15 protein-coding genes are annotated in these 18134 nt (G+C 72.8%); 8 read left to right on the top strand and 7 right to left on the bottom strand.

Annotation, left to right across the window (positions count from 1 at the left end; translation table 11 throughout):
* Nucleotides 1–2: 2 nt before the first annotated feature.
* The 5 genes from ACIO3O_RS04465 to ACIO3O_RS04445 all read left to right on the top strand — a co-directional run bounded on the left by ACIO3O_RS04465 (nt 3) and on the right by ACIO3O_RS04445 (nt 8007).
* Entirely contained in the window at nt 3–3014 is a 3012-nt protein-coding gene (locus ACIO3O_RS04465) for a prenyltransferase/squalene oxidase repeat-containing protein (protein WP_401741719.1), read from the top strand.
* A gap of 275 nt (nt 3015–3289) precedes the next feature.
* Nucleotides 3290–4345 carry a hypothetical protein gene (locus ACIO3O_RS04460; RefSeq protein WP_401741904.1) on the top strand — a complete coding sequence of 352 codons (1056 nt, stop codon included), beginning with the start codon at nt 3290–3292 and terminating at the stop codon, nt 4343–4345.
* Nucleotides 4346–4349: 4 nt separating this feature from the next.
* The gene (locus tag ACIO3O_RS04455) at nt 4350–5495 is read left to right on the top strand and encodes an energy-coupling factor transporter transmembrane component T (protein ID WP_401741717.1); all 1146 of its coding nucleotides are present in this window, start codon (nt 4350–4352) and stop codon (nt 5493–5495) included.
* Complete coding sequence (locus ACIO3O_RS04450) at nt 5492–7144, top strand: ABC transporter ATP-binding protein (RefSeq protein WP_401741714.1); 1653 nt, start codon at nt 5492–5494, stop codon at nt 7142–7144. Before ACIO3O_RS04455 ends, ACIO3O_RS04450 begins: the two co-directional genes overlap by 4 nt.
* Nucleotides 7141–8007 carry an ECF transporter S component gene (locus tag ACIO3O_RS04445; protein ID WP_401741711.1) on the top strand — a complete coding sequence of 289 codons (867 nt, stop codon included), beginning with the start codon at nt 7141–7143 and terminating at the stop codon, nt 8005–8007. Before ACIO3O_RS04450 ends, ACIO3O_RS04445 begins: the two co-directional genes overlap by 4 nt.
* On the opposite strand, the gene ACIO3O_RS04440 is transcribed toward ACIO3O_RS04445, so the two are convergent.
* Entirely contained in the window at nt 7964–9556 is a 1593-nt protein-coding gene (locus tag ACIO3O_RS04440; RefSeq protein ID WP_401741901.1) for a CocE/NonD family hydrolase, read from the bottom strand. The genes ACIO3O_RS04445 and ACIO3O_RS04440 overlap by 44 nt on opposite strands.
* 171 nt (nt 9557–9727) lie before the next feature.
* Between ACIO3O_RS04440 and ACIO3O_RS04435 the strand changes: the two genes are divergently transcribed.
* On the top strand, nt 9728–10450 hold the full coding sequence (locus ACIO3O_RS04435; RefSeq protein ID WP_401741709.1) for a TetR/AcrR family transcriptional regulator: 723 nt from the start codon (nt 9728–9730) through the stop codon (nt 10448–10450).
* 80 nt (nt 10451–10530) lie between these two features.
* Nucleotides 10531–11160 (top strand): maleylpyruvate isomerase family mycothiol-dependent enzyme, encoded by a 630-nt coding sequence (locus tag ACIO3O_RS04430; RefSeq protein WP_401741707.1) that lies wholly within the window; start codon nt 10531–10533, stop codon nt 11158–11160.
* 280 nt (nt 11161–11440) lie between these two features.
* On the opposite strand, the gene ACIO3O_RS04425 is transcribed toward ACIO3O_RS04430, so the two are convergent.
* The 4 genes from ACIO3O_RS04425 to ACIO3O_RS04410 form a co-directional block, all read right to left on the bottom strand.
* The gene (locus ACIO3O_RS04425) at nt 11441–12244 is read right to left on the bottom strand and encodes a class I SAM-dependent DNA methyltransferase (protein ID WP_401741899.1); all 804 of its coding nucleotides are present in this window, start codon (nt 12242–12244) and stop codon (nt 11441–11443) included.
* 120 nt (nt 12245–12364) lie between these two features.
* Nucleotides 12365–12907: a DapH/DapD/GlmU-related protein gene (locus tag ACIO3O_RS04420; RefSeq protein WP_401741705.1), complete on the bottom strand. Its 543-nt coding sequence runs from the start codon at nt 12905–12907 to the stop codon at nt 12365–12367.
* 85 nt (nt 12908–12992) lie between these two features.
* Nucleotides 12993–13847 (bottom strand): carbon-nitrogen hydrolase family protein, encoded by an 855-nt coding sequence (locus ACIO3O_RS04415; protein ID WP_401741702.1) that lies wholly within the window; start codon nt 13845–13847, stop codon nt 12993–12995.
* 73 nt (nt 13848–13920) lie between these two features.
* On the bottom strand, nt 13921–15447 hold the full coding sequence (locus ACIO3O_RS04410; protein WP_401741699.1) for an APC family permease: 1527 nt from the start codon (nt 15445–15447) through the stop codon (nt 13921–13923).
* A gap of 147 nt (nt 15448–15594) precedes the next feature.
* Here ACIO3O_RS04410 and ACIO3O_RS04405 point away from each other — a divergent pair, with 147 nt between their 5' ends.
* Nucleotides 15595–16191 carry a TetR/AcrR family transcriptional regulator gene (locus ACIO3O_RS04405; RefSeq protein ID WP_401741697.1) on the top strand — a complete coding sequence of 199 codons (597 nt, stop codon included), beginning with the start codon at nt 15595–15597 and terminating at the stop codon, nt 16189–16191.
* Nucleotides 16192–16194: 3 nt separating this feature from the next.
* On the opposite strand, the gene ACIO3O_RS04400 is transcribed toward ACIO3O_RS04405, so the two are convergent.
* Together ACIO3O_RS04400 and ACIO3O_RS04395 are read right to left on the bottom strand one after the other, a co-directional pair.
* A complete protein-coding gene (locus ACIO3O_RS04400; RefSeq protein ID WP_401741695.1) occupies nt 16195–17004 on the bottom strand; it encodes a class I SAM-dependent methyltransferase in 810 nt (269 codons plus the stop codon).
* A 4-nt stretch (nt 17005–17008) separates the two neighbouring features.
* Entirely contained in the window at nt 17009–17734 is a 726-nt protein-coding gene (locus ACIO3O_RS04395; RefSeq protein ID WP_401741693.1) for an HAD family hydrolase, read from the bottom strand.
* Nucleotides 17735–18134: the final 400 nt, after the last annotated feature.

Below are 18134 nucleotides of genomic sequence, written 5' to 3'. Positions count from 1 at the left end.
CCGTGACGGGCTTCCTGTCCGCCGTGCTCGCGGCGCTCGTGTTCGTCGTCGGCGGTGCAGCCTTCGTGACCGGCACGTCGTCACCCGCCGCCGCCGACCCGGTCGAGAAGTGCACGGCCACGACCGGCGCGGTCGTCGTGGTCGACTTCCGGCCCTGGAAGGGCAAGGTCGTCCGGGGCTGCGGGGTGGAACTGACGACGGGTTACGACCTGTTGCACGCGGCCGGGTTCAGCACGGCGGGCACCAAGAAGGACGGGCCCGCCTTCGTCTGCCGCCTCGGCCACGGCACCAACGACGCCGGGAAGCAGTACCCGACCCCCGAGCAGGAGCCGTGCGTCGTCACCCCGCAGGCCACCGGCTACTGGTCGTACTGGCACGCCTCCCAGGGGCAGCAGAAGTGGACGTACAGCCAGTGGGGGGCGATGGCCCGCAAGCCGCAGCCCGGTGACGTCGAGGCGTGGGTGTTCGGCGGCACCGACATCGGCGGCACGAAGGGGCAGCCCTCCTTCACCCCCGACGAGGTCCGGGCGAAGGGCGGCGGGACCACTCCCCCGGACCCCGCCGACCCGCCCGCGCCGACCGTTCCGCCCGGCGCGGTGGACCCGGCGAAGGCCGTGACGTGGCTGAAGAGCAGGCTCACCGACGGCGAACGGGTCGTCGAGGAGGGGGCGACGGACCCGAACCCGTGGTTCACGACCGAGATCGCCCTCGCGCTGGCCGCGGTCGACGCCAAGTCGGCGGACCTCGCCAAGGTCACCGCGTTCCTGGTCAAGAACGCCGACGGGTACGCGTATCCGGCGGGCAAGGACCAGGCCCCCGAGACGAACGCCGCCGCCCGCCTCGCGCTCCTCGCGACCGCCACCGGCGGCGACCCGCGCGCCTTCGCCGGGCACGACCTCGCCGGTGACCTGGTGAAACATCTCTGCACAGCGGGTCCGGACTCCGGCACCCCGACGCCCGGCTGCTCCGCCAGGGGCGACTTCCCGAACGCCGGGTACAGCGACGGGCAGGCGCTCGGCGTGCTCGCCGTGCGGCGTGCCGGGCTCACCCCGCCCGCCGACGCGGTGAAGCGGCTCCTGGACGTCCAGTGCGACAACGGCGGCTTCACCAGCGTCCTGATCCTCCCCGGCCAGAACTGCGAGCCGGAGCCGTGGACCACCGGGCAGGTGGTGCTGGCGCTGCACGCGGTCGGCGGCCAGGACCAGGCGCTGGCCAAGGCCCGGTCGTACCTGAAGAAGACCCAGCTGCGCGACGGCGGCTTCCCGGCCGGTACCGGCATGACCGAGGGCAGCCCGTTCTCGACGGTGGTCGCGGCGCAGGCGCTGCGCGCGCTCGGCGACACGGCGTACGCGGACGCGGCGCTGGCCTGGGTGTCGCGGCAGCAACTCACCGACGGGGGGCTGGGGTTCGACGGCGGCACCACCTCCGAGATCTACCCGACCGTGCACGCGGTGTTCGCGGCGCGGGGCACGAGCCTGGAGACGCTGCCCGAGAAGGCCGCCCCGCCGGTGGTCGTACCGCCGGTCGACCCGCCGGCGGGCGAGGGCCCGGACCTGAAGAAGGGCGTGGGCTATCTGACCGCTCCGGCGAACCTGGTGCGCGGCGCGTACTACGCCGCGGACCCGGTCAGCGGGCGGGCCGACTTCGGGCTGACCATCGACGGCGCGTACGCACTCGCCGCGACCGGCCTGGACAACGCGAAGCTGCGCGGGATCGTGGACTTCCTGGACCGGGGCGGCAAGGACGCGGCGGGCCGAACGGTCCACGACTGGACGGCTGTTGGTACGAAGTACGCGGGCGGCGGTTCGATCGGCAAGACGGCGCTGCTCGCCCAGTCGGTGGGCCGCGACCCGCGGGCCTTCGGCGGGCAGGACCTGATCGCGGCGCTGGGCAAGGCGGTGTGCGCGGGGCCGAGCAAGGCACCGGACGCCGGTTGCGCGGCCAAGGGGGCCTACTCGTACGCCCCCTCCGTCTTCTCGCAGTCGCTGGGCATCATGGCGCAGCTGCGGGCGGGCGAGAAGGCGGCGGCACGGGAGCCGATCGCGTACCTGGCGAGCCTCCAGCACGCGTCGGGGGCGTGGCCGAGCCTGGTTCCGGCGACGGGCGACTCGGACGTGGACTCGACGGCGATGGCCGCGATGGCACTGGACCTGGTGGGTGACGCACCGTCAAAGTCCGCTGTCAACAAGGCACTTGGGTGGATCGCCGGGCAGCAGCTCGCAGACGGTGGCTTCCCGGGCGCGGCGGGCAACTCGGTGAACTCGGCGGCACTGGCGGTGCAGGGGCTGTCCCTGGACGCGCCGAAGTACGCGGCGCAGATCGCGAAGGCGCGGAAGTTCCTGGCGGGGCAGCAGAACGCGGACGGCGGGTTCAACGTGGCGAAGGAGGGCCAGAAGGGTTCGGACCTGAGGGCATCCACGCAGGCGGTGGGCGGCACGACCGGCATCTCCTTCGCCCGGCTGGAGCGGGACCTGACGGGCACGAAGCCGCAGCCGCCGGGGCAGACGAACGGCGGGACGTCCACGGGAACGTCGGCGGGCCCGACGGGCGGAGTCACGACCGGTGGTACGGCCTCCACCGGCGGCACCGGCGGCACCGACTCCACCGGCGGCGACTCCGCAGGCACCGCCACGGGCGGCATCGTCACCCCCGGCGAGGCATCCGGCGAGACCGGCGGCATCGTGGACACCAGCGCCGGTACGGACACGGGCTCGCCCGGCGCGGCGGACGCGGGGACCGGCACCACGACCGGCACGACCACCACCGGCACGACCGCCGCCACCACGACCGGCGGCATCGTGACCGCGGGCGCCCTGGCCGGAACCGGAACCACCGGCGGCCCCCTCGCCTCCACCGGCGCGCAGATCACCGGCGTCGCGGCCGCAGCGGCCCTCCTGGTCGCGGTCGGCTGGGCCGTCACCGCCACCGCCCGCAGACGCCGTACGGCAGCGATCGGCGCACCCTCGGCCGACCCGGCCCCGGCCGCATCGACCCTGACCGGAGGCGACCAGTGAGTACCGCCCGAACCGCCCGAAGGACGACCCGCGTGCTCACGCGCCTCACCGGCATCCTGGCGAACGTGAGGCGCTCCCGCCGCACACCCGGCACCACCACACGCACCGTGCCCCCCACCCGCACCTCCCGCGCGCCCGGCACCACCACACGCACCGCGACATCCACCCGCACCTCCCGCGCGCCCGGCACCACCACACGCACCGTGACACCCACCCGCACCCCCAGCACGCCCGGCACCACCACACGCCCCGCGACACCCACCCGCTCCCCCCGCATGCCCGGCACCACCGATGGAGTCCACACCACCCCTCACACCTCCCGCACCACAACCACCACCCGCACCCCCCTCGCCGTGACCACCACCCGCACCCTCTCCGCCCTCGCCCTCACCCTCGCCGCCCTCCTCTCCACCGCCGCCCCCGCGCACGCCCTCCCCCAGCCCATGAGCCAGTGCACCACCTCCTCCGGAGCCGTCCTCGCCGTGGACTTCAGCCGGTGGGGCGGGCCGATCTACCGGTCCTGCGGCACCACCCCGACCACCGGCTACGAACTGCTCAACCAGGGCGGCTGGGCCACCACCGGCACCGGGCACGACGGCCCCGCGTTCATCTGCCGCATCGGCTACAGCGGGTACCGGGGCGGCAAGCAGTTCCCGCCCCCGGAGCAGGACGACTGCGTGCTGACACCGCCCGCCTCCGCCTACTGGTCGTACTGGCACGCCAACCCGGGCCAGAACACCTGGGAGTACAGCCAGCTCGGCGCCATGCTCTACAAGCCGCGCCCCGGCAGCGTCGACCTGTGGATCTTCGGCGGCACCAACATCGAGGGCACCCAGGGCCGCCCCAAGGTCACCCCCGACCAGCTCCGCGCCAAGAACACCCGCCCCACCAGCAACAGGCCCGTCCCGAAGGACACCCGCACCGCCAAACCCCTGCCGCCGAACGTGAACACCGGCCCGGCCCCGGTGAATCCCCCGGCCGACTACACCCCGCCGCCCGCCGCCGCTCCCCCGGTACGCCGTGCGGCCCCGAATCCCGTACAGGAACAGCCCAACCAGCCGTCCCCATCGCCGAGTTCGCCGCCCGCGACCTCGGCGGTACCCACCCCCTCCACCCCGTCAGCCACCGTCGCACCCACCCCGACCCCCTCCGCAGCGGGCCTCGTCAAGGCCTCCGGGCCGAAGATCGCCGACGCGCCTCCGGCCGCCGAGGCCGCGTACGACGTGGGCTCCTACCTGCCCGCCGTCGGCACCGGCGCGCTGGTGCTGCTGATCGCGGGCGGCGCGGTGTTCACCGCCAAGCGCCGCCGCCGTACGTCCGAGTCGGGGTAGCACGGTGTCACGCACCCTCCCCGACGTGCGGGTCCAGGCCCCGGCCCCGCGCGACACCGGCGGCCGCCGCCTCCCCCGCACGCTGCACCCCGTCGCCTGGTGGATCTGGGCGCTCGCCCTGGCCACCGCGGTGAGCCGCACCAACAACCCGCTGCTGCTCTTCCTCGTCCTCGCGGTCCTCGGGTACGTCGTCACCGCGCGCCGCACCGAGGCCCCCTGGGCGCGCGGCTTCACGTACTACCTCTACCTCGCGCTCACGGTCGTGGCGATCCGGGTCGTCTTCCGGGCGGTCTTCGCGACCGGCATCACCCCGCGCGACCACTTCCTCTTCTCGCTGCCCCGCATCCCGACCCCCGACTGGTACGCGGGCATCAAGCTGGGCGGCCCGGTCTCGTTGGAGGCGCTCCTCTCGGCCGCCACGGACGGGCTGCGGCTGGCCTGCATGCTGTGCTGCATCGGCGCGGCGAACACCCTCGCCAACCCGAAGCGGGCGCTGCGCATCCTGCCGGGCGCGTTGTACGAGCTGGGGGCGGCGGTGACGGTGTCGCTGAGCGTGGCGCCCCAACTGGTGCAGAGCGTCCAGCGGGTGCACCGGGCGCGGCGGCTGCGGGCCGGCCGCACCAAGGGGCTGCGGGCATTGCGCGGCATCGTCGTGCCGGTCCTGGAGGACGCCCTCGAACGCTCTCTGCGGCTCGCCTCCGCCATGGACTCGCGCGGCTACGGCCGCGCGGGCACCGCGACCCGCCGCTCGCGCCGCCTGACCGGCGCGCTGATGCTGCTGGGCATGTGCGGCCTGTGCGCCGGGGCGTACGGACTCCTCGACGCGACCGCGCCGAAGCTGCTGGGTCTCCCGGCCATGGGCGCGGGCGCACTGCTGTGCTTCGCCGGGCTGCGCCTCGGCGGCCGCCGGGTCACCCGGACGACGTACCGCCCCGACCCCTGGCGCTTCCCGGAGTGGGCGGTGGCGGGCTGCGGAGTCCTCTCGGCCCTGCTCCTGTTCGGCAAGGCCGGATTCAATGCGGCCGAGCTCAACCCCTCTATCTATCCGCTGAGTTGGCCGACGCTTCCGCTCGTCCCCACCCTTGCCGTTCTGCTCGCGGGAGCCGCGGGCTTCCTGTCACCGCCGCCGTACCCCCGGGAGACCCCGTGATCACCTTCGACGAGGTCACCGTCCAGTACGACGACGCGGCCGCACCCACCCTGCGTGACGTGGACCTGCACATCGAGGAGGGTGAGTTGTGCCTGGTCGTCGGGCACACCGGCGTCGGCAAGTCCACTCTGCTCGGCGCCGTCAACGGTCTTGTCCCGCACTTCACCGGCGGCACCCTCTTCGGCCGTGTCGTCGTCGACGGCCGCGACACCGCCGACCATCCGCCCCGTGAGCTGGCCGACGTGGTGGGGGTGGTCGGCCAGGACCCGGTCGACGGCTTCGTCACGGACACGGTAGAGGAGGAACTCGCTTATGCAATGGAGCAGTTGGCGGTGCCTCCGGCCACCATGCGCAAGCGCGTCGAGGAGACCCTCGACCTCCTGGGTCTGGCCGACCTCCGCCACCGCGCGCTGCACGAACTCTCGGGCGGTCAGCAGCAGCGGGTGGCGATCGGTTCCGTACTCACCGCACATCCGCGCGTCCTGGTCCTCGACGAGCCGACCTCCGCGCTCGATCCCACGGCGGCCGAGGAGGTGCTCGCCGCGGTGACCCGCCTGGTCCACGACCTCGGCGTCACGGTCCTGCTCGCCGAACACCGCCTGGAGCGCGTCGTCCAGTACGCGGACCGGGTGCTGCACCTGCCCGGCGACGGCCGCGTCGTGTCCGGCTCCCCCGCCGAGATCTTCCGTACGTCGTCCATCGCGCCCCCGATCGTGGAGCTGGGCCGGGCCGCGGGCTGGTCCCCGCTGCCCCTGTCCGTACGGGACGCCCGCCGGGCGGCGGCCCCCCTGCGCGAGCGGCTCGCGCGCACGACGCCTCCGCCGGTGCGCAGCACGCCGTGGTCCGAAGGGACCGAACTCCTCAACGCCCGTTCCGTGACGGTCACTTACTCCGGTGTGCCCGCCGTCCGCGAGGTCGACCTGACCCTGCGCGGTGGCGAGGTCACCGCACTCATGGGCCGCAACGGCTCCGGCAAGTCCTCCCTGCTGTGGGCCTTGCAGGGGTCCGGGCCCCGCGCGTCGGGGTCGGTCCGGGTGAACGCGCCGCACCTCGACAAGCCGCGCGATCCGGGGGACCTCAAGGCGGCGGAGGCCCGCAGGCTGGTCGGCCTGGTCCCGCAGACCCCCGCCGACCTCCTCTACCTGGAGACGGTGAAGCAGGAACTCGCCCAGGCCGACCTGGAGTCGCACGGCTCCGGCCCCCGGGGCCCTGCCGCCCGCACCCTCCTGGACCGCCTCGCCCCCGGCATCCCGGACGGCATCCACCCGCGCGACCTCTCCGAGGGCCAGAAACTGGCCCTCGTCCTGGCGATCCAGCTCTCGGCGGCTCCCATGGTCCTCCTGCTGGACGAGCCGACCCGGGGCCTGGACTACCGCGCCAAGTCCGAACTCGTCCGCATCGTCGACGACTTGGCGGCCGAGGGCCGGTCCGTGGTGATCTCGACGCACGACGTGGAGTTCGTGGCACGGGCGGCGGACCGGGTGGTGGTGATGGCGCAGGGCGACGTGGTGGCGGACGGCCCGACGACCGAAGTGATCGTGTCCTCGCCGGTGTTCGCCCCGCAGACGGCGAAGATCCTCGCCCCGCTGCCCTTTCTGACGGTCAATCAGGTCACGACGGCGCTGCTCGCAGAGGAGGCCACCCCATGACCCACCCCACACCCCTCCCCGCGCTCCGTGCCACCGCCATCCGCATCTCCCCCCGCGCCGGGGTCGTCATCGCGATGGCCGCGTTCCTCGGCGTCGTGGCGTTCTTCTGGCCCTTCCTGGTGGCGCCGGGGAAGTTCGGCTCCAACTACGCGCCGCCGCTGATCTTCGGCGTACTGCTGGTGATCGTGCTGTGCGTGGTGCTGTCCGAGATCGCCGAGGGCGGCATCAACTCCAAGGCCCTCGCCATGCTGGGCGTCCTCTCCGCGGTCAACGCCGCGTTGCGCCCGCTGGGTGCGGGCACGGCGGGCATCGAGACCGTCTTCTTCCTCCTCGTCCTGGCGGGCCGGGTGTACGGTCCGGGGTTCGGCTTCACCCTGGGCTGCACCTCGCTGTTCGCGTCCGCGCTGATCACGGGCGGAGTGGGCCCATGGATGCCGTACCAGATGTTCGGCTGCGCCTTCGTCGGGATGCTGGCCGGGCTGCTGCCGAGGGCGACCGGCCGCCGCGAGGTGGTGATGCTGGCGGTGTACGGCTCCCTCTCCGGCTACCTCTTCGGCTTCCTGCTCAACCTCTCCTTCTGGCCGTTCTCGCTCGACCCGAACAGCTCGATCGCGTACCTCCCCGGACTGCCCTTCACCGAGCAGTTCCAGCGCTATCTGGCCTTCGACCTGGCCACCTCGCTCGGCTGGGACACCGGCCGGGCCGTCACCAACCTGGTCTGCGTCCTGCTCGCGGGCCCGGCGATCCTCACCACCTTCCGCCGGGCCGCCCGCAAGGCCCGTTTCCAGGCCCCGGTCCGCTTCCGCACGCCGATCCCGCCTACGGATGCGGCAGTTCCAGCACCGAACCCGCGTGAAGCGTGAGCCGTACGGGACGGAAGTCGACGGCGTCGACAGGCAGCGCCCCCGTGCCGGACGACCGGGCGTAGCGCGGGTGCGCGCCGCCGCTGACCTGGAGCCGTATCCGGTGCCCGGCGCCGAAGCGGTACGCCGTCGAGCTCATGGCCACCTCCACGGACGCCGGAGCGTCCCCTTCCGTACGTACGGCCGCGATCCCGTCGCACACGTTCACGGAACGCCCCGTCGCGTCGACGTCGCACAGCCGCGCGAAGAGGTCGGCGAACCCGGTGTCGGTGGAGACGCGGACCCGCACGGAGACCGCGCCGAGCACGTCGACGGCCTCGGTCAGCACCGGCCCGTCGAAGGTGAGGACGTCGTCGCGGGCTTCGAGGGCCTTCTGGTCCCGGGCTCCCCCGGCGGGCGAGAGCAGGGCCCCGCCCACGGACGGGGTCGGGTCACTGGGGTCGTAGCGGAAGGAGGCCAGGGGTTCGTCGGCCGTGGGGGCCTCCCCCAGCAGCCGCCCGCGCGCAGCGGGGAACCACGAGCCGATCCGCGCTCCCTCCCCCGTCCACTCGTCCAGGTCCAGCCACTCCCCGTCACCTCCACGGTGTACACGCACCGCGCTGGGGCGCAGAGTTGACGGATCGTCACAGAGGTGGGCGCGCAGCCAGGCGAGCGTTTCGGTGAAGACGTCCGTCCACCCCTGCTGGAGCGCGGAGGTGTGGGTCCACGGACCGACGAGCAGCGCGGCGTCGCAGCCCGCCTTCCGCAGCCGGGCGTACTGCGCGATGGTCTGGTCGGCGAAGACGTCGTGCCAGCCCGCGACGAGGCTGGTCGGTACGGTGGTCCGCTCGGCGACCTCGGCGAGGTCGGCCCCGCTCCAGTACGGGTCGGCGGGGTCGGGGTGGGTCATCGCGTCGTCCAGCCAGGGGATCGGGCCGAGGGTGGGTTCGTAGGACCGCCGGAGAGGGCGGGCGGAGACGATGCGGCGGATGTGGCGCTGAAGGCGCAGGGTGGCCCGCAGGAAGGGCACGACTCCCCGGTGCTGGTTCTCCACGCCCATGCTCGACGCCAAGGGGCTCTCCAGGTGGAGGATGCCGTCGGTGTGGAAGAAGGCGTTGGGGTCGTGGAGGCCCACCTGGATGGCCATGGCCTTGAGCTCGGGCGGCGGGTCGAGGGCCAGGGCCCACTGGACGTACCCGAGGTAGCTGGTGCCGAGGGTGCCCAACACACCGTTGAACCACGGCTGTTGACGGAGCCAGCCGACGGTGGCCTGCGCGTCCCCCGGCTCGTTGTGCCAGTAGTGGAAGGTGCCGCCGGACCCGCCCGTCCCCCGGCAGCTCTGGATGACGACGTGGAAGCCCTGCTCGGCGAAGAGCACGCCGAACAGCGGCGACCAGGGAATTCCCCGCCCGTACGGCGAGCGCACGAGCAGGGTCGGGAACTCGCCGTCGCCCCGGGGGAAGTAGTGGTCCGTCACCAGGGACACGCCGTCGCCGACCGGGACGGCGAGCCCCGCCTCGAACCCGACCTCGTACCTGGCCTCAGGCAGGTCGCGCCAGGTGGCACGCATCAGCCGCGAGGCCAAAGGCACCTTCCCACCCGTGGCGCTCTCCCTCTTCTCACGCGTCAAACCCATGGAACATCCCCTCCAACTATTTTCCGTACGTTGTACGAGAATAGCGGATGCTTGGATGGACCCCACCGCGCACCCCACCGCCCGCACCCCAGGAACCGAGGACCCATGCCCCGCGCCGACAAGCCGACCCCGCCCCCGGTGGACCCGGAACAGCTCTGGCTGGGCACCGGTGCGAACCGCTCCGGCAGGGGCCGCAAACCCGCCTTCACCAGGGAGGCCATCACCGCCGCCGCCGTGTCGCTCGCGGACGCCGAGGGCCTGGAGGCGGTCACCATGCGCCGGGTCGCGGCCGAGGTCGGCGCGGGCGTGATGTCGCTCTACAGCTACGCGCCGGACAAGGAGACCCTGGTCGAGCTGATGGTCGACCACGTCACCGCCGAACTGGTCCCGCCCCCGGCCCCGACCGGCGCGTGGCGCGCGGACCTCAAGGCCGTCGCCCGCCTCCAGCGCGCCCACATGCTCCGCCACCGCTGGCTCCCGGCGGCCCTGACCTCCCGCCGCTCGCTCGGCCCGAACGCCCTCGCCTTCCTGGAGCACGTCCTGGCGGCGCTGCGCCCGACGGGCCTGGACGGCGGGGCCAGGCTGGAGGTCTTCAGCCAGCTCACGGGCTTCGTCTCGACGTACGTCGCCAGCGAGGTGACCCGGATGAACGCCGCCGACGACCCGGCGCGCGCGGCGGCGGAGATCCGCTACCTGACGGCGGTGGCGTCCGACGGCGCACACCCGGAACTGGCGGAGGCACTGGCCGCCCCGGCGCGTTCGCTGTCGCCGGACGCGATGTTCGTACGGTTCCTGGACCGGCTGGTGGACGGGCTGGACACGCACTGACCGATGAGTTCCCGGGGTGCGGGGGGTCCTACTGCCCAGAGACAGTGATGACAGCGACGCCGACGGCCCGTGGAGGAACCGTGAGCGACAACGACGTATGGCCCCTGGTGCACGCCGAGCGCGCGGCGCTCGTCCTGGACCTCGACCGGCTCGACGACGCACAGTGGCAGCAGCCGTCGCTCTGCGCGGACTGGACCGTGCACGACGTGGCCGCCCACCTGGTGGACACCTGGCAGACGACCCGGCTCGGCTTCGTCGCCGCCATGGTGCGCGCCCGCTTCGACTTCGACCGGCAGAACGCGGCGGGCGTCGCCCGCGAGCGCGGGGCCACCCCCCGGCAGACCCTGGAGCGGCTGCGGCAGGCGGCGGGGCGGCGCTCGACGCCCCCGGCGCCGCTCGACACGCGGCTCGTCGAGGAGGTCGTCCACGGCGAGGACATCCGGCGCCCCCTGGGCCTCACACACCTCTACGCGCCGGAAGCGGTCGTACGGGCGCTGCGCCTCCAGACCCGTACGTCCGCGTCCATGGGCGGGGCCAAGGAGCGGGTGGCGGGGGTCCGGCTCGCCGCGACCGACTCCGACGTGATCATCGGGGACGGCCCCGAGGTGAGCGGTACGGCCCTCGCGCTCCTCCTCGCGGTGTCCGGCCGGAAGTCCGCGCTGGACGAACTGGACGGGCCGGGGGTGGCGGTGCTGACGAAGGAGACGTGAGGCGAGGAAGTCGTGGGGCGGAGGAGTCGTGGGGCGGAGGAGTCGTGGGGCAGAGGAATCGCGAGGCGGAGGAATCGCGAGGCGCGGGAGTCACGAGGCGCGGCGCGGGCTTCATTCGGGAAGCCAGTCCCTCTCAGTCCCTTTCGGACCCTCGCACAGCGGCTGACCTGCGACGATGCCCGAGGGACCGAGCGAGGGACCGAAGCCCGCCAACTCGCGCACAGTTCATGCGACTTCGGATTGTCGGCCCGGCTTCCCTCGGCCCCTCCCCGCCCCACGGTCAGTCCCTCGGCTTCTCCCACACCGATACGTGCTTCTCGCTCTCGTTGGTGAAGGGCTCCCCCTTCCACCCCTCCCAGCGGTCCCGCAGCCGCAGGCCCGCCAGCTGTGCCATCAGGTCGAGTTCGGCGGGCCACACGTACCGGAACGGGATCGAGCGGTACGAACCACGGCCCCCTTCGACCTCGATGTAGTTCGAGCTCATCGACTGGGTGGCCACCTCGTAGTGGTCGAACGCCCAGCGGGTGGGGGTGACCTGCCACGGAACCGCCTCCTGCCCCGGGGCCAGCAGTCGCAGGTCCGGCACCCCGACCTCGACGACGAAGGTGCCGCCGGGGGCGAGGTGGGCGGCCGCGTTGCGGAAGCACGCGACCTGGGCCTCCTGGGTGGTGACGTTCATGATGGTGTTGAAGACCAGGTAGACCAGGGTGAAGTCGCCCGGCTTGTACGGCCCGTCGGCCCTGGTGGTGGCGAAGTCCCCGATGGTGACGGGCAGTTCAGCTCCGCCCTCCTTCTCCCGCATCCGCTCGACCATGGCGCGGGACAGGTCGATGCCGTGCACCGGGACGCCCCGGTGGGCCAGCGGGAGGGCGATCCGTCCGGTGCCGATCGCGAACTCCAACGCCGGTCCCCCGGCGGCGAGTTCCGCCAGGAGATCGACGGCGGGGTCCACGGCGGCCGGGCTGAACATCCGCCCCTCGGGGTCGTCGTACGTGGCTGCGACGGAGGCGCCGAAGTATCCGTCCTCCGGCGCGTCGGGAGTATCAGGGGTGGTGGGGGTGGTGGAGTCGGAGGCTTCTGTCACGTCGTGCGCTTCTGCTGATTCGTCCACCGCGGAACCGTACTGCGCGGTGGACGCACGACGCACGCCCATTTCCTGGCCCGGCCGCCGAACCCGGACTCGGGCCCGGACCACCCCCGACCGTCACCACTGCCGGTGCACGGTGGCCTTGCTCCCGGTGACCAGGCTCGCCGCCGGGACGTCGTCGGCGACGACCGCACCCGCCGCGATGACGGCGTCGCGGCCGATGCTGACGCCGGGCAGGATCGTGGCCCCGGCGCCGATCCACACGTTCTCGGCCACGTCGATGGGCGCACCGGTGAGGTACAGCCGCCGCTCCTCGGGGTCGACGGGGTGGCCGCCGGTGATGAAGGTGACCTTCGGGCCGATCATCACGCGCTCGGCGATCCGGATTCCGGCGTAGTCCAGGAACGTGCAGTTCTGGTTGATGAACACACGCTCGGCGAGGTCGAGACGGAGCCCGTGGTCGGTGTAGAAGGGCGGATAGATGGTGACTCTCGACGGCAGCGGCTTGCCGAGGATCTGCTCGAAGAGCTCGGCCTTCCCCTCCTCGTCCTCGAAGGGCAGGACGTTCAGGCGGGAGGTGAGCTCGGTGACCCTCAGCACCCGCTCGGCCATGGCACGGAACTCGTCACTCTGGATGCGCATGAGGCGTTCGCTGGACATGCCGCGATCCTTCTCCCTGTCCGTGCCCCGGGCAAGGCCCCCCGCCGGTCGTCCCGCCGGGGGCCTTGCCCGGGCGTCCGGAGAACTACGGGCGCGGCTGGAACGTACCGCCGTACATCGGGAGCTTGATGCGCTCGCCGTACCGGGCGAGCTGGTCCCACGGCCGGTTGAGCCCCGCCGAGCCGAACTTCCGTACCCGGGTGACGGCGTCCAGGTCGAGGACGTCGACCAGGATCTCCTCGCCGGGTCCCGCCTGCTGGCGGACGATGCCCTCCGGGTCGACGATGACGCTCGCGCCGACCGCCGCCGGGTCGGCGGCGTTGAGGTTGACCACGTACACCTGGTTGGTCCAGGCGTTGGCGCGGGCGCAGACGAGTTCCATCTCGCGGTCGCGAGTGGTGGTCAGGGTGGGCTGGATGACCAACTCCGCGCCCATCCATGCCAGTTGGCGGACGGTCTCCGGGAAGGAGCCGTCGTAGCAGATGGCGAGACCCGCGCGGCCGATGCCGGGGAGGTCGAAGACGACGAACTCGGTGCCGGGTTCGGTCTGTTCGTACGGCTGCCAGGGGAAGACCTTGCGGTACGTGGCGACGATCTCGCCCTGGGGGGAGACCGCGAGGGCGGTGTTGTACACGCGGCCGTCGGCGGCCTTCTCGTACAGCGAACCGGGGACCAGCCACAGCCCGGTCTCGCGGGCGAGGTCGCAGATCCGGCCGGTGAGCGGGCCGGGGACGGTGACGGCCGCCTCCCGCATCCACTCGGAGCGCGCTTCGAGGAGGGGCGCCTCGGCGGCGAGCAACAGCTCGGGGGCGACGGCGAGTTGGACGTGCGGGAAGGTCTCGTGCAGTGCCCGCACCTGACTGGCGTAACGCTGCCAGGTCGCTTCGAGGTCGTACGGTACGGGCGTGGTCTGCACGGCGGCGATGGCCAGGGTGCGCATGGGGTGTTTCCGTTCGCTGAGGTACAAGTCGCTGAGGTACAAGTCGCTGAGGTACGGGCAGGCGTGGTTCGGGTCAGTCGTCCAGGGTGACGACCTGGTCCGTGACCGCCGTACGGCCGTCGCGGAAGAAGGCGGCGAAGCGTTTGCGCGCGGCGAGCAGGACCAGTGCACCCAGCACGATCGAGCCGATGCCGAGCAGGAAGACCCCGCCGACGCCGCCGATGGAGGTGGCGCCGTACTCCGGGTCGTACATGTCGTACGCGCTGCGGCCGACGGCGGCGACCATCATCAGCGAGCCGAGCAGCGGGAACAGCCCCTTGAGGAGGAAGCCCCGTGCGGAGTCGCGGAGTTGGTGGCGGAAGTGCCAGACACAGGCGAGTCCGGTGATGCCGTAGTAGAAGGCGATGAGCAGGCCGACACAGAGGACGACGTCGCCGAGGAAGTCGGTGGAGACGATCGTCAGGAGGGTGAGGGTGGCGGCAGCCGCGACGCCGAAGAAGACGGTGCCGAAGGCGGGGGTGCCGAAACGGGGGTGGATGCGGGCGAAGCGCTGGGGCAGCGCGCCGTGGGCCGCCATGGACAGGGTCGCCCTGGACGTACCGACCAGGGCGGTGAGGAGCGCGGAGACGGCGGAGACGCAGACCGCGAGCTGGATCACCTTGGCGAGGGCGTCGCCGACGACGGGCGGGGCGAGGGTGGCCAGGACGTCGGCGGCGTTCTCCGGGCTACCGAGGCCGAGCCCCTCCGTGCCGGTGCCCGCGAAGGAGATCGCGGCGAAGGCGGTGAAGAGATACGTGGCCAGCAGGACGAACGTCGAGATGACGGCGGCCTTGCCGGGGGTGCGGCCCGCGTCGGTGGTCTCCTCGTTGACGGTGAGCAGCGCGTCCCAGCCCCAGTAGATGAACAGGCACAGCAGCACCGCCTGCACGAAGGAGTCCAGGCCGTCGAAGCCGAAGGGGTTCAGCCAGCTCAGCGAGGGGGTCTCGGCCCCGGCCCCGCCGTCGCCCGCGAAGGCGGCGATGCCGAAGGCGAGGAGGGCGAGGAGCTGGAGGCCCAGCAGGACGTACTGGACGGAGGCCGCGAAGTGGATGCCCCGGTACGCGACGGCCGTCGCGGCGGCGAGCAGCAGCACGGCGACACCGGCGACCGCATACCCGTTCGCGGCGAGCGAGTGCAGCCCCAACAGGTCAAGGAGGTAGCTCGCGCCGACCCTGCCCAGGGCGGTCATCGCGATGACGGTGGCGCACTGGACGACCCAGCCCCCGGACAGCCAGCCCAGGTACGGGCCGAAGGCACGGGTCGACCAGACGAAGGTGGTGCCGCAGTCCGGCATCTCCCGGTTCAGCTCGCGGAACGCGAAGGCGGTCAGCAGAATCGGTACGAAGCCCAGGAGCAGGGCGGCCGGGGCGAAGTGCCCCGCGACGAGCGTCACGAAGCCGAGGGTGACGGCGATGCTGTAGGCGGGGGCCACGGAGGACAGCCCCAGCGCGACGGAGCCGAGCAGCCCCACGGACCCGCTGCGGAGCCCCTTGGCGGTGCGGCCTGGCACGCCGGGGGTGGCGAGGGCGGGTGGTCGTTCCGGGGTGGATTCGGCAGTCATGGCGCCTCCCAGTGATCCGGTGGACGGTCCGGATTCTTTGAATGCCCATTTAAAGAATGCGTCGAATCTTCGTCAAGGGCCAGAGATAGGGTGTCGGAAATCGCTGTGCGTTTACTGCACGGCCATTCAGTGATGGGGAGGCGACCGATGGCCCGCCGCAAGGACCAGGAGGCCCGCCGGGCGCAGTTGAGCACGGCGGCCCAGCGGGCGCTGATCGACCGGGGCCTCGAAGGGCTGCGCCTGCGCGACGTCGCGAAGGAGGCAGGCCTGACCCCGGCAGCGGTCCTGTACTACTACGAGGATCTCGACACGCTCATGTACGAGACCTTCCAGGAGGCGATCGACCGCTTCTGCCTCCAGCGGGAGGCGGCGGTGGAACCCCTGACGGACGCGGCGGACCGGCTGCGCACATGCATCGACTCGGGGGTCGCGTCGGGCCGCGACGACGTACTGCCCCGCCTGCTCTTCGAATTCTGGCCGCGCAGTCTGCGGGACCCTCGGGCGGCGGCCATGGACAGCTCCCTGGCGGAGCGTCAGGTCACGGTCTACTACGCGACGTTGGTGCTGGGCCAGGCCCAGGGTGTCTTCACGCTCACGGACCCGCCGCGGATGCTGGCGACGAGCTTCGTGGCGCTGGAGGACGGCTACCAGATGGAGATCCTGGCGGGCCGGCGGACCCGGGACGAGGTGGTGGCGGCCCTGCACGCGTTCGCGGCGGCGGTGACGGGCCACCGGCTGACCTGATCCCTACTCCACGGACTCCCTCGGCGGCTTCCGGGCGACGGTGACGATCTCCGCACTCCCCGCCGTGAGCGGCCCGCGCTCCCAGTCCCCGTACTGGGCCTCGATCACGAAGCCCGCAGCGGTGACGAAGTCGTGCAGAGCCTGCGGCGCAAGGAAACGGAGCCGGGACCGGTCGACGCGCAGGACCGTCCCGTCGGGCGCGGCAGCGGTGCTGTGAAAATCCACGACGGTCGTCGTCGCGGACTCGACCACGGCATCCACTTCATGCCAGAACCGGAGGGCACGGGCCGGGGCCCCACCGACCCCCGGCAGCTCGGCACGGACCTCCGACGCCGCCGGATTCCAGCCCTCCCAGGCGCGGGCCCGCGGATGACGGGTGTCGAAGGCAAACCTCCCACCGGGCCCCAGAGCCCCGTACACCCCACGCAACGATTCCCGTACCTCCTCATCGCTCACCAGGCACTGAAAGGCATGCCCGGTCATCGTCGCGAGACCGAACCCGGTGCCGCAGAGCCTGCGCGCATCCGCCGCGACGCCCTCCACCCACGCGATCCGCTCCGCCCCCTTGCCGCGCGCCCGCTCCAGGGACGCCCGGTCCGGATCGAGCCCGGCGAACCGCCCCCGGTGACCGCGCTCGCGGGCGGCGCACAGCATGGCCCCGGTGCCGCAGCCGACGTCCAGGACGGAGTCGGCACCCATGACGAGGGGCTGGTAGAAGTCGTCGTCGGACCGCCGGTCCGGGTCCCAGGGATGGAGTACGTCGTAGAGAAGGGCGTCGTCGGCGGCCGTGAGGGCGCGGTCCGTAGGTGCCATGTGCTCAGCCCCCTTGCCGGACGAGCCCGAGGAGGGCGGGGAGGCCACGCATGTCGTCGAAGAGAACGGTGTCCGGCCCCGCCAGCCGTTCCGGCCCGGTCAGGCCCCCGTGGAACCCGAAGGACCGCATTCCTGCGGCGCGGGCGGCCTGGACGCCGTACGGACTGTCCTCGACCACCGCACACCGCTCGGGCGCCACTCCGAGGGAGCGGGCCGCGTGCAGGAAGAGGTCGGGGGCGGGCTTGCCGAGGGCGACGTCGGTGGCGCTGAAGATGCGCGAGTCGTCGAAGTGCGGGGTGAGGGAGGTGAGGTGCAGGCTGCGGCGGATGTCCTGGTGGCGGCCGTTGGAGGCGACGCAGAAGGGGGTGGGGCCGAGGCGGGCGAGGGTGTCGGCGATGCCGTCGACGGCGGTGAGCCCGGCCTCGAAGGCCTCCAGGTAGAGGTGCTCGTACGCGTCGAGCCAGTCGGGGGCGAGGGGGCGGCCGAGGCGCTGTTCGACGGCGGCGGTGTAGACCTCGTAGGAGGAGCCGACGAAGGTCTCGATGATCTCGGCCTCGGTGAAGGGGCAGCCGAGCTCGGCGGTGATGCGGGCGTCGACCTGTACGCAGAGCCGCTCGCTGTCGACGAGCACGCCGTCGCAGTCGAAGATGACGAGCTCGACGGGGTGGGGGGCCGGGGCGGGTGCTGGACGGGTGCGGTCCGGGTGCGCGTCGCTCGTACGTGCGGTCATGGGGCGAAGGGTAGGGCAGGGGGAGGCGGGGGCGGCAAGGGGATTTCGGGCGGGGCGGGGCCGCGCTCCGGGCGGGCGGGGCTGGGGGCACTCCGGGCGGGGCGGGGGCTGTCGGGCGGGGCCGGGAGCGGGAGGGGCCGCCCCCTTGCCCGCCCGTCCCGCCCCCGGAGGGCGGCCCCCGCCGCCCAAGGGGGCGGGGGCGGTGGAAGGGGGCGGGACGGCTTCGCCGCAGGGGGATGGCTGCCCGGAGGGCATGCCATCAGGGGCGCGGGGAACTGCGCGAGCAACCACACTCAAGCCGCGCGGCCAAGCGCTTCAGGTGAAGGGGCGGGACTGGGGCAGCGCCGCAGGCAACCGAGGTGCCGGGGCACATCCGACACCGGACACGACCGACACCGCC

The organism is Streptomyces sp. NPDC087440, assembly GCF_044744005.1.
Taxonomy (GTDB): domain Bacteria; phylum Actinomycetota; class Actinomycetes; order Streptomycetales; family Streptomycetaceae; genus Streptomyces.
Note: the sequence above shows the minus strand (reverse complement) of the source record. Positions and strands in the feature narration are given on the sequence as shown.

Excerpts from the sequence above, each read along its gene's own strand:
- ACIO3O_RS04400 (WP_401741695.1), bottom strand. The coding sequence starts at position 17,004 with ATGGCACCTACGGACCGCGCCCTCACGGCCGCCGACGACGCCCTTCTC.
- ACIO3O_RS04445 (WP_401741711.1), top strand. The coding sequence starts at position 7,141 with ATGACCCACCCCACACCCCTCCCCGCGCTCCGTGCCACCGCCATCCGC.
- ACIO3O_RS04395 (WP_401741693.1), bottom strand. The coding sequence starts at position 17,734 with ATGACCGCACGTACGAGCGACGCGCACCCGGACCGCACCCGTCCAGCA.
- ACIO3O_RS04405 (WP_401741697.1), top strand. The coding sequence starts at position 15,595 with ATGGCCCGCCGCAAGGACCAGGAGGCCCGCCGGGCGCAGTTGAGCACG.
- ACIO3O_RS04415 (WP_401741702.1), bottom strand. The coding sequence starts at position 13,847 with ATGCGCACCCTGGCCATCGCCGCCGTGCAGACCACGCCCGTACCGTAC.
- ACIO3O_RS04410 (WP_401741699.1), bottom strand. The coding sequence starts at position 15,447 with ATGACTGCCGAATCCACCCCGGAACGACCACCCGCCCTCGCCACCCCC.
- ACIO3O_RS04440 (WP_401741901.1), bottom strand. The coding sequence starts at position 9,556 with ATGCGTGCCACCTGGCGCGACCTGCCTGAGGCCAGGTACGAGGTCGGG.
- ACIO3O_RS04420 (WP_401741705.1), bottom strand. The coding sequence starts at position 12,907 with ATGTCCAGCGAACGCCTCATGCGCATCCAGAGTGACGAGTTCCGTGCC.
- ACIO3O_RS04460 (WP_401741904.1), top strand. The coding sequence starts at position 3,290 with ATGCCCGGCACCACCGATGGAGTCCACACCACCCCTCACACCTCCCGC.
- ACIO3O_RS04435 (WP_401741709.1), top strand. The coding sequence starts at position 9,728 with ATGCCCCGCGCCGACAAGCCGACCCCGCCCCCGGTGGACCCGGAACAG.